The organism is Methylophilus sp. 13, from assembly GCF_015354335.1.
GTDB lineage: Bacteria > Pseudomonadota > Gammaproteobacteria > Burkholderiales > Methylophilaceae > Methylophilus > Methylophilus glucosoxydans.
Map to the genome: position 1 here is coordinate 424,623 of NZ_JADKYR010000002.1, position 13,965 is coordinate 438,587.

18 protein-coding genes are annotated in these 13,965 nt (G+C 54.1%); 9 read left to right on the top strand and 9 right to left on the bottom strand.

Annotated elements, in window-relative coordinates; all coding sequences use genetic code 11:
- Positions 1–51: 51 nt before the first annotated feature.
- Positions 52–1,251 carry a glycosyltransferase gene (locus tag INP77_RS06175; RefSeq protein WP_194748147.1) on the bottom strand — a complete coding sequence of 400 codons (1,200 nt, stop codon included), beginning with the start codon at positions 1,249–1,251 and terminating at the stop codon, positions 52–54.
- A 146-nt stretch (positions 1,252–1,397) separates the two neighbouring features.
- Between INP77_RS06175 and INP77_RS06180 the strand changes: the two genes are divergently transcribed.
- Positions 1,398–2,270 (top strand): zinc dependent phospholipase C family protein, encoded by an 873-nt coding sequence (locus tag INP77_RS06180; RefSeq protein ID WP_194748148.1) that lies wholly within the window; start codon positions 1,398–1,400, stop codon positions 2,268–2,270.
- Between the two features lie 109 nt (positions 2,271–2,379).
- Entirely contained in the window at positions 2,380–3,537 is a 1,158-nt protein-coding gene (locus tag INP77_RS06185) for a metallophosphoesterase (protein WP_194748149.1), read from the top strand.
- On the opposite strand, the gene INP77_RS06190 is transcribed toward INP77_RS06185, so the two are convergent.
- The 6 genes from INP77_RS06190 to INP77_RS06215 are packed head-to-tail and all read right to left on the bottom strand — an operon-like array spanning position 3,534 to position 8,861.
- Complete coding sequence (locus tag INP77_RS06190) at positions 3,534–4,493, bottom strand: VWA domain-containing protein (RefSeq protein WP_194748150.1); 960 nt, start codon at positions 4,491–4,493, stop codon at positions 3,534–3,536. The two genes, INP77_RS06185 and INP77_RS06190, sit on opposite strands and share 4 nt — an antisense overlap.
- Entirely contained in the window at positions 4,493–5,029 is a 537-nt protein-coding gene (locus tag INP77_RS06195) for a hypothetical protein (RefSeq protein WP_194748151.1), read from the bottom strand. Before INP77_RS06195 ends, INP77_RS06190 begins: the two co-directional genes overlap by 1 nt.
- Positions 5,026–5,994: a VWA domain-containing protein gene (locus tag INP77_RS06200; protein ID WP_194748152.1), complete on the bottom strand. Its 969-nt coding sequence runs from the start codon at positions 5,992–5,994 to the stop codon at positions 5,026–5,028. The genes INP77_RS06195 and INP77_RS06200 overlap by 4 nt, the downstream gene beginning before the upstream one ends.
- Positions 5,994–6,923 carry a hypothetical protein gene (locus tag INP77_RS06205; RefSeq protein WP_194748153.1) on the bottom strand — a complete coding sequence of 310 codons (930 nt, stop codon included), beginning with the start codon at positions 6,921–6,923 and terminating at the stop codon, positions 5,994–5,996. The genes INP77_RS06200 and INP77_RS06205 overlap by 1 nt, the downstream gene beginning before the upstream one ends.
- A 21-nt stretch (positions 6,924–6,944) precedes the next feature.
- Complete coding sequence (locus INP77_RS06210; RefSeq protein WP_194748154.1) at positions 6,945–7,805, bottom strand: DUF58 domain-containing protein; 861 nt, start codon at positions 7,803–7,805, stop codon at positions 6,945–6,947.
- A 9-nt stretch (positions 7,806–7,814) separates the two neighbouring features.
- Positions 7,815–8,861: a MoxR family ATPase gene (locus INP77_RS06215; protein ID WP_194748155.1), complete on the bottom strand. Its 1,047-nt coding sequence runs from the start codon at positions 8,859–8,861 to the stop codon at positions 7,815–7,817.
- Between the two features lie 183 nt (positions 8,862–9,044).
- Here INP77_RS06215 and INP77_RS06220 point away from each other — a divergent pair, with 183 nt between their 5' ends.
- Both INP77_RS06220 and INP77_RS06225 read left to right on the top strand, forming a co-directional pair.
- Positions 9,045–9,818, top strand: a complete 774-nt coding sequence (locus INP77_RS06220; protein ID WP_275355770.1) for a hypothetical protein — start codon at positions 9,045–9,047, stop codon at positions 9,816–9,818.
- Positions 9,819–9,857: 39 nt separating this feature from the next.
- Complete coding sequence (locus INP77_RS06225; protein WP_194748156.1) at positions 9,858–10,412, top strand: TetR/AcrR family transcriptional regulator; 555 nt, start codon at positions 9,858–9,860, stop codon at positions 10,410–10,412.
- Positions 10,413–10,418: 6 nt separating this feature from the next.
- Here the strand turns inward: INP77_RS06225 and INP77_RS06230 are convergent, their stop codons facing one another.
- Positions 10,419–10,670, bottom strand: a complete 252-nt coding sequence (locus INP77_RS06230; protein ID WP_194748157.1) for a hypothetical protein — start codon at positions 10,668–10,670, stop codon at positions 10,419–10,421.
- Between INP77_RS06230 and INP77_RS06235 the strand changes: the two genes are divergently transcribed.
- The 5 genes from INP77_RS06235 (at position 10,669) to INP77_RS06255 (ending at position 13,610) form a co-directional block, all read left to right on the top strand.
- Positions 10,669–10,944: a hypothetical protein gene (locus INP77_RS06235; RefSeq protein WP_194748158.1), complete on the top strand. Its 276-nt coding sequence runs from the start codon at positions 10,669–10,671 to the stop codon at positions 10,942–10,944. The two genes, INP77_RS06230 and INP77_RS06235, sit on opposite strands and share 2 nt — an antisense overlap.
- A gap of 352 nt (positions 10,945–11,296) precedes the next feature.
- Entirely contained in the window at positions 11,297–11,635 is a 339-nt protein-coding gene (locus INP77_RS06240; RefSeq protein WP_194748159.1) for a helix-turn-helix transcriptional regulator, read from the top strand.
- Complete coding sequence (locus tag INP77_RS06245) at positions 11,632–12,090, top strand: ArsI/CadI family heavy metal resistance metalloenzyme (RefSeq protein WP_194748160.1); 459 nt, start codon at positions 11,632–11,634, stop codon at positions 12,088–12,090. The genes INP77_RS06240 and INP77_RS06245 overlap by 4 nt, the downstream gene beginning before the upstream one ends.
- Before the next feature lie 4 nt (positions 12,091–12,094).
- Complete coding sequence (gene arsB / locus INP77_RS06250; RefSeq protein WP_228518755.1) at positions 12,095–13,135, top strand: ACR3 family arsenite efflux transporter; 1,041 nt, start codon at positions 12,095–12,097, stop codon at positions 13,133–13,135.
- Between the two features lies 1 nt (position 13,136).
- Positions 13,137–13,610, top strand: coding sequence for an arsenate reductase ArsC (locus tag INP77_RS06255; RefSeq protein WP_194748468.1), 474 nt, complete (start codon positions 13,137–13,139; stop codon positions 13,608–13,610).
- Between the two features lie 26 nt (positions 13,611–13,636).
- Here the strand turns inward: INP77_RS06255 and infA are convergent, their stop codons facing one another.
- Positions 13,637–13,873, bottom strand: coding sequence for a translation initiation factor IF-1 (gene infA, locus INP77_RS06260; RefSeq protein ID WP_018985695.1), 237 nt, complete (start codon positions 13,871–13,873; stop codon positions 13,637–13,639).
- Between the last annotated feature and the right edge of the window lie 92 nt (positions 13,874–13,965).

Consider the following 13,965-nt stretch of genomic DNA (forward strand, 5'->3'; position numbering starts at 1 on the left):
AGCGTCAAGCGTCAATCTTCCCGATCGCAGACAAAGGCGCGCGTCCGCGTATTAAGCCGTTGCGGAAGCGGCCAGACTCAAATGCGAGAGCACCAGGCGCTGGTAGCACTCAATCAACTTGGTCGCCTGCGCATCGCTGGACCAGACTTGCTCCACATAGCGCTTGCCTTGTTTCCCGATGCGTTCGCGCAATTGGCGATCAATAAGCAAGGTTTGGACTTGTTCGGCGAAATGCAGTTCGTCATCTTTGGCAATCAGGGCGCCCTGCTCCTGACGCAGGATAGAAGCCGTGCCCAACTCGGCAATCGCGACCACGGGCGTGGCCTGCGCCATGGCTTCAAGCAGCACCAGGCCTTGTGTCTCGCTCTTGGAGGCAAACACAAAAATATCAGCCGCCTGATAGGCCGCATTGAGCCCAATGGCACGGTCCAGGTAGCCCAGGAACATGACATGCTGTTGCAAGCCCTTGTCGCGGCTCATTTTCTTCAGCATGGCTTCTGCCGGGCCTTCACCTGTGATCACCAGCAAGACTTCAGGATGATCCTGAATCACCAGAGAAAGCATTTCGAGCAGGAACTGGATATTTTTTTCATGTGCAACCCGGCCAACAAACAGCAACAACGGACGCTGAGCGGGAATGCCATACTTCTCACGGAAAGCGGCACCATCACCGGGAATAAAACGTGAGGCATCCAGCCCGGTCGGGATCACCGTAATCGGTGTCGTCACCCCGTATTGTTGCAACACATCACGCATTTGCGCCGAAGGCGATACCACGGTATCCACCTGCTGGCATTGCTTGCGCGAGACCGATTGTGCAATCCGCACCGCCAGACTGCGAGGCACCCAGGGCAAATAGTGGTGCATGTAGTCCTCAAAAAAGGTGTGGTAGGTCTCTACCGCAGGCACCTGCAATTGTTTGGCAATTTTAAGCCCCGCATAATGCGCAATAAACGGCGTATGAATATGGACCAGGTCGTAGTCACCCGTATGCAAATGCCCGGCATAGTCCATCAAGGCAGACCATTTCATCAAATAATCTTCAGGATCAAACACGATTTTGCGGGCATCGATGCGCGTAATCCACTGCTCGTCTTCTGTTTGAGACTGCTCAATCGCCACCGGATATTTGGGCGCAATCAGATGCACCACATGGCCTTGCTGGCGCAAGCTTTGCGCAAATGTGCGGATGCTGGTGGATACGCCATTGACGCGTGGAAAGTAGACATCTGAAATCATTAATATTTTCATGACAAATGCTGTATTGCACAGATTCCATATTAAAAACTTTACAGAGTCTAACAACGCTTCATGATGGTTTTATGACCAAAATCACTTTCATATCAATGTCATACAGACTTCATGCAACTGTCACTTAGCAGGCGCAAAGTGCGCCCATGTTACTGAGAGCCTTACTGATCACCTGTTGCCTGTTATTCGCCCTGCCTGGTGAAGCGCATGCATGGGGATTGTATTCGCATGTGGCTTACACTCACCAGTGGTTACAAAGCCTGCCGCTACAAACACTGCCCTTGCTTCCTTTGTCCTGGCTCAGCGTGATCCAGCGTTACCCTTCGCTGGTGATGGCTGGCGCCTGCCTGCCCGACCTGGCTGTGGTTTCGCGCTCGTTCAACCATAGCCATGGCTGGGGCATCGGCCAACAGCTCCTGCAAAGCAAAAATGAGCGCCAGCGTGCATTGGGCGTGGGCTATAACCTGCATCTGCTCACAGACGTAGTGGCCCACCAGCACTTTGTGCCGACGTTTGAGGCCAAGTGGCAACACCACAGCCTGCTCACGCACGCCGCGGCCGAGTGGGCCATGGATGCCTATTTGCACCAGCCCGAGATTCCGACCCCAGGCAAACTGTTGCGCATACACCGCAATACCATTGTCGACACCCTGAGCCAGGGCCTGCATTGTGATGCCAGCATCGTCCAGCGCGCCGTCAGCCGCCTGGCCAGTGCCGACCAGGCCTTGCGTTTTTCTCGCATCCCGAATTACCTGTTACAACGTTATCGCAGGCTGGATAACGAGTTTGAACACAAACTAGCCTATTACCGCAGCCAGGTCTCGCTCGCCCTGCACGACATGCCGCAGCTGCTCAATGGCCACTTTCCGTCTTTGCATGCCGAACATATTCACCTGAGCATGGAGCAGCTGGATGACTGGCGCCGCAAATGCCTGCAAGATGCCCGTTTAAGGCCTACGAGGGCGATCCAGGCCTTTGAGCAATATCAGCACCAATGGTTTAACCAGCCTGATTGCTGACGCCACGCAATCAGGCCGCTCAAGCGGTCATCCACACCGCATGGCTTGAAACTTAACGTTTAAACGCCATCTAAGCTAAGACCTCCTCATAAAAGATTCCAGCTCAACCATGCCTCCCCTGCGTTTTTTAATCATCACCACAACCCTGGTCGGGTTACTGCATTACTACATTGGCAGCCGCTTGTTGTCTGGCCTGGACTGGCCAAGCACAGTGTTATGGCTGGGATGGCTGGCACTGGCACTCTCCGCCTTGCTACAACCTGTCGCTTTCCTGGCACGGGGCTTACGTAGCGAAGCCCTCCGAGACCGAGTGAGCTGGATCGCCATGACGGTGATGGGGCTATTTTCGTCTTTACTTGTATTCACTGTGCTGCGGGATGGATTGCTGTTGGCCTTCGCCGGCTTACATGCGACAGGAGTCGTTAAGGTGGACTTTTTATGGCTGGAACGGCAAACCGCGTTCGCTACCTTGCTGATTGCCTGCATTATCAGCCTGATTGGGTTTTTTCACGCACGTAAACTGGCTCGCGTCATCCATGTCAGCGTGCCGTTACGCAACTTGCCGGCCGCCCTGCATGGCTTCAAGATTGCACAAATCAGTGATATTCATGTCGGCCCGACCATCAAGCAGCCCTATTTGTCACGCATCGTTGAAGCGGTGAATGCGCTGGAAGCGGATTTGATCGCGATTACCGGCGACCTGGTGGATGGGCGTGTGCATGAACTGGCGGAACACACGCGCCCACTGACGCAGCTATCAGCGCGCCATGGCAGCTTTTTTGTCACCGGCAATCATGAGTATTACTCCGGCGCCCTGGCCTGGATTCATGAACTGGAACGTCTTGGTATACGCGTTTTGCTCAATGAGCATGTGCAACTGCTGCACGGAGAAGCCACCTTGGTGGTGGCGGGTGTGACAGACTATACGGCTGGCAGCTTTTACGAGGATCACCACAGCGACCCTCAGGCCGCCATTGCCGGTGCGCCTGCCGCGGCGCCTAAAATCCTGCTCGCGCATCAGCCACGCTCTGCCGAAGCCGCCCAGGCGGCCGGCTTTGATTTGCAGCTATCCGGGCATACACATGGTGGTCAGTTCTGGCCCTGGAAATACTTTGTGCCCTTGCAACAACCCTATGTTGCCGGGCTTCACCGCCTGCAAGACTTATGGATTTATGTCAGTCGCGGCACCGGCTATTGGGGACCCCCCAACCGCTTTGGTTCCCCTTCTGAAATTACCTGCCTGACCTTGATGCCAGCACAGGATTAACTGCGCGCCCCTGCCGTTCGCCGCATGCGCAAATCGGGCACATAAGTCGCCAGTATCAGCACCAGGGCAGACAGCAAATAAAAGCTGCGTAAAGGGTAATCGGTGACAAAGCTGGCGGTGGCTGGCTTGGCCGCCAATGCCTGGTAAAAAGCTGGCTGGTCTACGCCTTTGACATAACTACCTTTAAACTCGGCCGCCAGTGATTTTAAATAGTCTTCCTCCAACTGCGACAACATGCGGTCATACTCGGCGTAAGCCACAGGAGGGTCTGGCTCATCCTGGCTGGGGTCGGCATAAGTCACGCCAACAGCCCCCGCGTTATTGTTGTCGCTCACCGGCCAGTCACCGACGCGTTTATTGGCAGAGTTATATCGCGGAATCGCCACTTTTTCTGCGCCGCCAACGCCGACAAAGGTGAAAAACTCCCCAATCTGTACCCCGCTCAAATCCTGTTTGATCGTCACATTGACGCGCGGCGCTTCATCGCCATCGGTGAAAAACAGCATCTGCGCCGGTTGATTGAGCGCATCATAGACATGGGTCGCCGCATGCACGGCAAAGCTCAGGCGACTGTTGCCTTTCCAGGCCATGCGCCATTCCAGGTGGTCGATGCCGTCGGTAATCACATCCAGGTTTTTGCATACCTCCAGCGGCGTTTGCAGCATGGCGATATTATCCGAGGCAAAAATGCCCAGGCTAAAGTATGTGCCACAAGGTGATCGCTGCACCAACTGCTTCATTAAATGCTGGCTATAGGCCAGGCGACTTACAGTCTGCTCATTCAGCCGCTCATCCTCTGCATTCATGCTTTGTGACACATCGGCAATCATCAAATAATGCTGCACCTGCTGCTTGAGCTGGACCTCAGGCTTGAGCAGCGCCAAGCCGAGCAGGCCCAGGGCCAAACCGTAGCAGACCGGCTCATAATGTTTGCTTAACCACGCCCATCCACGCATCAGGGTAATCCTATCGGTAAGTTACTGAGTTCCATATGCGATTGCTCCTTGCTACCGGCTTGCATGCCACGTGCCATGACCGAATGCAGCAGCGACAAGTTGAATTTTGCCGTCTGGTCATCCGGTTGCAAACGCAAGGCCTGCTCATAAGCAATTTTGGCCTGGCTAAACGCATAGCGGGCTTCATCCTGAAACGAGCCATCTTCGTTGACCGTGCGTACGAGGCCGGACAAAAACAGGTTGTTGCCGATATTAAAGTGGATATGCGGCAGTGCATTGGCAGGTGGCGATGCCTCAAGGGCTTGGCCGTAGGTTTGCACCGCATGTTTATAGTCGCCATGCTGGCCCTGGTCATATGCCGCAGTAAATTTCTGCAGATAAGCCTGGCCGCCCGTTTTAATCACCTCGCCAGCGGCGATCTGGGCGTTGAGTACGCGTGTAGCGTGTAATTGCCAGCCAAAATACAGTGTTCCTGCCAGGCCTGCCAGCGTCAGGCCCAGCCAGAGTGTATTGGCATGTTTGCGATAGATGCTCATTCGTATACCTTTATCTGTTTAATCAACAACAGGGCCAGCCCCAGCAATAACGCTACGATGATCAAATCCCTGGCGTAATCATGGCCCGGAATCATGATGTCGTACTGAATCAGGTTCTTTTCCTTGGCGTCAATCTCACGCAAGGCGGATTCAAGTGCGGTGGCGTTATCCGCTTCAAACGCCTTGTATTTGATATTGAGCGACTGAAAAAAACGGTCCAGCGCAATCGCCTCGGGCAGATGGTCATCGTCATAGCTGTTTTGCGTAAAAATGCTGATGTCGTCCGGCTCACGCAACACAATCCAGTACAAATTGAGCTTTTTACCCACCAGCTGTTTGCGGATCTGGTATTTGACGCGCGGGCTTAACTTACCGGCGCCGTCGGACAGCAGCACAATGGCGCGTGAGCCGGTACTGGGAATCTGCTCGAACAAGGTCACGGCATGCGTAATACCTGCCCCGATATTGGTCTGGTTGATGGCGGGCCCCGTCGCTGCCTGGATCGCAGCGTGAATACCGTCGCGGTTGGTGGTGATTTTCATGCCATACAACGCTGAATTGGTAAACCCCACCACCCCCATCATGTCATCAGGCCGTGAGTCAATAAAGGCGGTAATCAGCCGTCTGGCCGCCGCAGACTTGATTTCAGCGGCGCGCCCGCCCACGCTTTGCCCGGCAAACGGATGGTCCATACTGACGCTGCGGTCAATCACAAACACGCTTTGCGCGCCCTTGCCGATTTTCTTTTCCTGATGACTATCGCCCTGCAATCCGGCCAGGGCCAGCACCAGACACAATAGCATCAGACTCGTTGCGACCTTGACCAGCAGATGAATGCGCTCGGAGAACGGATCGTCCGGCACCATCTCCAGCCACGAATACGTTTGCGCATGGCGGCTGGTCAGCAAAAACGGGACGGCAATCACCGGCAACAGGAGTAAAAACCAGGGACTCAGGCTGTGCATCAGACGCCCCGCTCACAACTGCGCAACTGACGTGTCAACATCTTGCATTGCTGCAGATAATCGGCTGCCGCAGGCAGCTGGTTACCATAAAGCAGCGTATTGGATTGCGCATAAAACTGCTGAATCTGGTCGGTATACGCCGCAAATGCAGGCTGTTTGGCGACAAACATAGGGACCTGACTGGCCAGCATCTGCTGGCCAAAATGCTGGTTAAAGGCTTGCTGCATCGCCAGTGCCGCCCGGCTTGCCCCCTCCTGGGTGGCGGGCAAGCGTTGCAGGCGACGATAGGCCTGAGCGAACGGGCCATTCAGCATAGGCAACCAGGCCCAGCTGGCATTGCGGTATAGCAAAATGAAACTGCCCAGCAAAGCCAGCCCCCCACTGACCAGCAAGCCTAGGCTTAAGGGGTGTGTGTCCAGTAAGGCTGCGCGGTGCTGGCCCAGCAAGGTAGGTTTGGCCGGTTGCATCCGGTCAGGCAGTTGCGCCATCAGCCAAAAGCGCCAGGAGGGTAGCGTCACGCTGGCGCCACTCGTAAACACAATCTGTTCGGGCGGTAAGGCTAATTGCACGGGCTGGGCGCTGCTGGCAAACACCTGATACTCAAACGTCAGCGTATACACCATTTTGTCCGCTTGTCTGGCATGCGTCTCTTGCACCTGCCTTAACTCGATACCGTTACGCTGCACGCCCTTGATTGGGAGCTTGTCTGGCTGCAGTTGCAGCGACTCAGGGACAGACAGCGTGATGCGCCGTTGCAGGACATCGCCAATCTGAATGCCTGCATAGTGCGCAGGATTTTGCAGATGCAACACCTGGATGGCCTGGGCTGCAGAGGAGGCGACCGCTTGAGGGGCAGCCGCATCCTCTTTGGCCAGGGATTCGGCCTTGACTGGTGCTATCCAGATCAAGCCGGTTAAGCAAACTATCAAAAATGGATTCATCGCCACACGCTATTGAATAAGTTGTTCAAAATAATCGGAAAGCATCGCCGCTTCAAACGCGCCTGTGACATACAACGGGCGAATCTCAAACCTGGCGAATAATTGATCCAGCGCTTGCTTGCGCTGCTCAAACTGCGCCACAAAGCGGGCACGCAAAGCGGGCCGGAAAAAAATAGTTTTTTGCTGCCCGGTCTCGGGATCTTGCAAATTGCCAAAGCCCAACCGTGGCAAGCGCTCATATTCCTGTGGATCCCATAACACCAGCGGAATCACCTGATGGTTAGACAGACTGTTCAGACTTTGCTCAATCAGCGACAAGGGCAGGTGAAAATCCGAGATCCAGAACACCAGTCCTTTTTGCTGCCCCAGCCAGGCCGTCGCCTCTACAATCCCTTGTCCATCCTGAGGCCCCGCCTCAACTTCTGTCAGTTGCGCAATGGTGTCAAAGGATTGTTGCGCGTGGTGCCCGGGTGCCAGGCTAAGCTCTGGCAGCACACGATGCTGGTAGCAGACCATGCCGAACAAATCGCTGTTTTCATGGGCAGAGCAGGCAACCGCAGCCGCTATCGCCTGCAAGGTTTCATATTTGCTGACGTGCCCCTTGAACTGCATGGAACTGGACAAATCACACAAGGCATACAGCGGCGTGGAAGCCTCTTGCTTGAAAACCCGGATCTGGATCTGTTCATAAGGGTCACGCAAGGTTTGCCGCAAATCCAGCCGTCTGGCATCTGGATAATCCACCAGCGAGACATGCTTGCTGAACTCATCACCAATGCCGCGCTGAACCCCCTGATGCGCTCCGCTATGCACACTGGCTGAACGCCACGGCACCTGGTAAAAAAAGGACTGTACTTTATCGGGTATCATGGTCTGGCATCATGCGGCTTTGGCCCGTTCCGGGACGCTGACCGTGGCAAGAATCTGCTGGGTCAGCTCACGGGACAGTTGCGTACGGCGGCTCTCGAACATCGGATTCAATACCAGGCGGTGCGCGATGATTTCATGAAAGACGGCATGGATATCCTCTGGATACAAATGCTCGCGCTGCATGAGCCAGGCATGCACACGCGCGGCCTTGAGCAGCATCCCCATGCCGCGCGGGCTGGCGCCGGTATGAATCAGGCGGTTAACATCCACACTCTCCAGACGCACGCCGAACGCTGCCGGGGATTGCGTCGCCTGCCATAAATCCAGCGCATACTCCTGTAACACGTCACTGGCCTGAATATGGCTTTGCAGCACATCTGAAAACGCATTCAGCTGGTCATAGGCCAGCACGCCGGACTGGACTTGCTGCGTGAGGCGCTCTGCATGCTGGAATTTGACATCAAACATCAGTGCCTTGCGCAAATTGCGATCGTCTGGAATATCAATCGGGATTTCCATCATGAACCGATCGCGCGCAGCGGAAGGAATCTCGAAGGTTTCATTTTTCTCGACCTGGTTACGGTCCGCAAATACCAGCATATGCGGCAAGCGGTATTCTTTTTTGAAGGCGGTGACATGACGCTCGGCCATGACCCGCAACATCAAGGCATGAACTTGCGGGCGGGCACGGTTGATTTCGTTGAAGAAAAAGACCGACAGTTGCTCACCGGCGCGCAGCAATGGCCCCTCTTCGACCTTGGGGCGACCATCTTCACCGAGAAAAGTATGGTAAATGAGGTCATTGGGCATCAGGTCTACCGTGCCCTCAATCCGCTCATAAGCGCCGCCCAGACCGCGCGCAATCGATTGCAGCAAGGTGGTTTTACCCACCCCCACGCCGCCTTCGAGCAAGACATGACCGCGGGCAAAAATGGCAATATTAATGGCGCGGATGGCCTGGTCCTGACCCACCATCACTTTTTTCACTTCATGCTCCAGCGTCAGCGCATGATCGCGCCAGTCCGCCAGTTGGCTTGCTACAGATGCAGATGTCATTGTCTATCCCTTGTTAAGCAATGCAGCCAGGGCTATGATGCCAATCGGGCCGCTGAAAAGATGAATGAACCCCTGCTTGCATTTTAGCCAGTCACACGATAATATGCAGACAGGTCTGTTCACTTTTTTTCCAGTCTACTTCAGCCAACAAAAAAAAAGCAAGCGAATTTTAGGGGTCACCGGGTGAATTTTTTAGCGATTGTGAATCAGACCAGGCAGTCCATGACGCGCAGGGGCATGACCTATGCCAGCCAGGCGCTGTGGCGCTTGGGGCTGCGGCAATGGGCAAAACATGCCCCGTTTTACCAGTTGCGTGATGCACTGATGGATTGGAACCAGCAACGCATTCAACGCAGCGGCAAGGCGGTTGCGTTGAATGCGCAGGATATTGCGGCATTACGGCAATTACTGGAGCAGGCGCAACAGCAATCCAGTGCAGCCCTGCCAGCCGCCCTGCTCGACCAGTGGTTTTTCCTGGCCGTTGGCGCGATACAGGTGCATACACAAACTGGGTCAGCGCGTGCATGGCAATTGTTTGAGCAGTCTGTGCATAGCCAATTGGGCAGCACAACATGGCAGCGCAGCTGGTCATTTGGTGCACTGGTCAGCCTCTGCGTGATCTGGATGAGCTTGAGTACGGCCCCACACAAGCCTGTCACAGAAGAGGCCTCCCCATTAGAGACCGCAGTCAGCCACGCTGGCGGCGGCACGGCAGACCCGGTGACATTGAGTTTACTCAACCTGGCCTACCAGAAAATGCAAAGTGGCAGTTGCCAGTTACCGCAGGCAGCGATGTTACCAGAAGCCCAGCGTCAGGCCTTTTTGATGTTTGTGACTGAAGGCAAGGTGGATGTGGAGCAAGTGGAGCATTTAAGACAAGCCCTGGGCTATGTCAGCTGCTTGTATCCGCAAGAGTTGATGCGTCCGCAAGGACGGGATCGTTTACCAAGAGAATAAAAATACTAGCCCTGAATCGGGAAAAAAGGGATATACCAGATGAACATGCGAGATAAAATTCTGAACATTGCAAGCACGCTGTTTGACAGCCGCGGCATCCAGGCTTCTGGCGTGGATACCATTATCCTCGAAGCCGGGGTTGCCAAGGCGACGCTGTACAAACACTTTCCGAGCAAGAATCTGCTGATTACCGCCTATTTGCGTGACAAATCGGACAAATTTTACGCCTGGCTCACCGCTCAACTCACCTCTCGCAAGGCAGAGTCGCTGGAGTTATTGCTGTTATTGTGTGAATTGATGGAGCAATGGATCAGCCAGCCCGCGTTTCGCGGCCTGCCCTTTCACATTGCCGCCGTCGAATTTCCTGAGCAAGATCATCCGATCAATCAATACTCAGTGGTGCTATCCAAGGAGTTGCAAGGCTTTTTATGCAAGATTGCCCGCGACGCAGGCGCCAAAGACCCGGAAGCGCTCGGCCAGCAGTTGACCATTCTGTTTGAAGGCGCCGCCCTGGTGGAGCGCCTCACACCCAATACCGGCGCCGCCAACCGTGCCAAACTGGCGGCCATGACCTTGGTACGCAATGCCGTTTAACCACGCTCAGTCGTTGTTTGGGTCGGCATGAAGTCTTGCGTCAATTACCGGCTCATGCTGCTGGCTATCGACGCAAGCGCCTTCTGACTCGCCATGCACGGCTTTTAGGGTCATGCCTTGATGGACAGTCATTACCAGCTTGGCCAGTAAGCTCACCTCTACACTAGCTGCAATTTCTCCCGCTTGTACCGCAATCGAAAAGCGCTTGCCTAATTTCTGCTCCATGGTCATGCGATAACCATTCAAAAAGGCTTTCATGGCTTCGGCTTCGGTGCTGCAAGCCAGTGCGCCTTTGTATAACCAGATACCCGGCAGGATGGTGGGTTTTAGCCAGCATATTGGCGGCTTGCGTAGGGATGTGCTCTATCACCTGTCGTGCGGTCGGCTGACTCAGCGCCGCTACCAGAAAGGCGGCAGGCCCCTGCAGGTATCGCTCGACGGCCTTCTGGTACAACGCTTTCTTGCAAGCATAGGCCGTGCCTTGTTCATCTGCATCGCTTCCATCAGCGTACTCTTACGGCCATATTCATAAATATATTGGCAGAGATGCCAGCAAGGGGGGAGCACTCAGGAGGCCACACTGAAAAAAGCGTCTACTTAGAATATATACATGCCGATACCGAACTGCCCACCTTACCGCAAACCTTGGCTACCGTTATTTTTACAGCCAATGTCATTCGAACTGACACTAGAAAACTGCAAATTCTGTCAGCATTTTGTTGATCACAGCTTGGCTGCAACGCTTAACCCAATGGCTCTTGCCCTCGCCTGAATAAACACACCCGCCCTGCCTTGCAGGGCTTTTTCTTCGCTGCAATCCCTGCTGTATTTTTTCAGCAGACACAGCACTTGATATATTTCCATATTTGTGGAAATATAGAAACATGAATAAAGAACAAGCGCTCACTGCACTGTCTGCCATTGCCCAATCAGCACGACTGGACATTTTTAGATGTCTGGTCCAGGCAGGGCCGGAAGGCTTGGCGGCCGGCGTGCTGTCAGACGCATTACAGATTGCGAACAGCACGCTGTCTTTTCATTTGAAGGCGCTGACCCATGCCAACCTGATTTGCGCCCGCCAGGAAAGCCGTTTTATTTATTACACGGCCAACTATGCACAGATGAATGGCTTGCTGGCTTATCTCACCGAAAACTGCTGTGGTGGCAATAGCGCCTGTTGCCCTGAGCTGCAATGTTTACCAACCTCCAAGGAAACCCGATGAAACGTATGCACCTGCATGTCCGCGTGACCGATCTGCCACAGAGCATCCGCTTTTATTCGACGCTATTTGGGATTGGTCCTAGCGTTGAAAAGGCAGACTATGCCAAATGGATGCTTGAAGATCCGCGCGTGAATTTTGCCATCAGTGCCCGCGGCCAGGCACCGGGGCTGGATCACGTTGGCATCCAAGTAGAAACCGCCGCAGAACTGGAAGTGATTCAGGCACGATTGCAAGCGGCAGACATGGCGGTGTTATCACAAACCGACACTACTTGTTGTTATGCCAAATCGGATAAACATTGGGTGCAGGACCCCTCTGGCCTGGCCTGGGAAAGCTATTTGACGCTGGAAAGTGCACCTACATTTAACGATGCTGGGAAAACAACTGCTTCAGCCCCCTGCTGCACCCCGATGGCACAGCCAGTCAGTATTCAAATCAAAAAGAAGGATGTTTAAGCCGATGACAAATCAAGCTTCAGGTATTGGAAATTTTGAGCGCCATCTGACCTGGTGGGTACTGGCGTGCATTATCACAGGCATAGCACTGGGCAAACTTGCCCCAGATTTTTTTCAAGCGCTGGGAGCGTTGAAATGGGCAGAGGTGAACTTGCCCGTGGCCGCCCTGATCTGGCTCATGATTATCCCCATGCTGCTCAAGGTGGATTTTGGCGCCATGCGCGAGGTATTGGGCCATGCCAAAGGCATCACGGTCACCCTGGTGATTAACTGGCTGGTGAAGCCGTTTTCCATGGCCTTGCTCGCCTGGCTGTTCATTCGTCACCTGTTTGCCGACTGGTTACTCGCCAAGCAAATTGACAGTTATATTGCCGGGCTGATTTTACTGGCTGCCGCACCCTGTACAGCGATGGTATTTGTCTGGAGCAATTTATGTCAGGGTGAGCCCAAATTCACCTTGTCGCAGGTGGCCATCAATGATGCCATCATGCTGATCGCGTTTGCCCCCCTGGTCGCACTCTTGCTGGGGCTATCCAGCATTATCATCCCCTGGCAAACCTTGCTGGTGTCAGTGAGCCTGTTTATCGTTGTGCCACTGATATTGAGTCAACTGCTACGGCATTGGCTGCTGGCAAAAGGGCCTCATCGATTCGCAGGCACCCTTCAAACCATCCACCCCTTTTCCATGTCAGCGTTATTGTTGACGCTGGTGTTGCTGTTTGCTTTTCAAGGCGGGCAAATCCTGTCGCAACCGTTGGTGATTGCCTTGCTGGCGGTGCCGATTTTGATCCAGGTCTATTTCAACGCCCTGCTGGCCTACTGGCTGAATAAACAATTCAAGGTCGCCCATTGTGTGGCGGGCCCCTCTGCACTGATTGGCGCGTCTAACTTTTTTGAACTTGCTGTGGCGACAGCGATTGCTTTGTTCGGGTTTGACTCGGGCGCCGCACTTGCAACAGTGGTCGGTGTGTTGATAGAAGTGCCAGTCATGCTGTCTATCGTCGCCATCGTAAACCGTTCTAAACATTGGTATGAAAGTGTGTAATATGCGCATCCTGTTTTTATGTACCGGCAACTCCTGCCGCTCCATCATTGCCGAAGCCACCTTTAATCACCTTGCGCCAGCAGGCATGCGGGCACAAAGTGCCGGCAGCCATCCTACGGGTAAGGTGCATCCTCGCTCAATTGCCCTCCTGCAGGCCAAAGGCATTGCCACAACAGGCTATTTCAGCAAGTCCTGGGACGAGATTGGGGAAACACCTGACATTGTCATCACCGTCTGCAGCAACGCAGCCGGTGAAACCTGCCCTGCCTATCTAGGCAATGTGCTCCGTGCACATTGGGGGGTGGATGATCCAGCCAAGGCGACTGGCACCGAGGCTGAGATTGCGGCCAGCTTTGAGCAAGCCTACCGGATTCTGCGCACGCGTATTGAAGCCTTCCTCAAGTTGGAAAGCACAATATATCAGGACAGAGTAGCGCTACAGGCCGTCTTGCAGCAGATAGGTCAACTCAGTTAAGTAGCGCGTATGCTAGGTGGCAGCGCTTAGAAAGGTTTACGCGGCTCAAGGTGGCGGAAAATAATCCGGCCTTTGTCCATGTCATAAGGGGACATTTCAATGGTGATTTTATCGCCAGCCAAAATACGGATTTTGTGTTTGCGCATTTTGCCGCCGGTATAAGCGATCAACTCGTGACCATTATCCAACTTCACCCGATAACGGGCATCAGGCAAAATTTCCGTCACTGCACCCTGCATTTCGATTAATTCTTCTTTAGCCATCGCTATCCCCCTAAAAAGTAAGTCGTTTCAAAATAAAAAAGCCCGGAAACTCCGGGCTTTTCTCGGAGGCTGCATACACAGCCTTGCCGAAA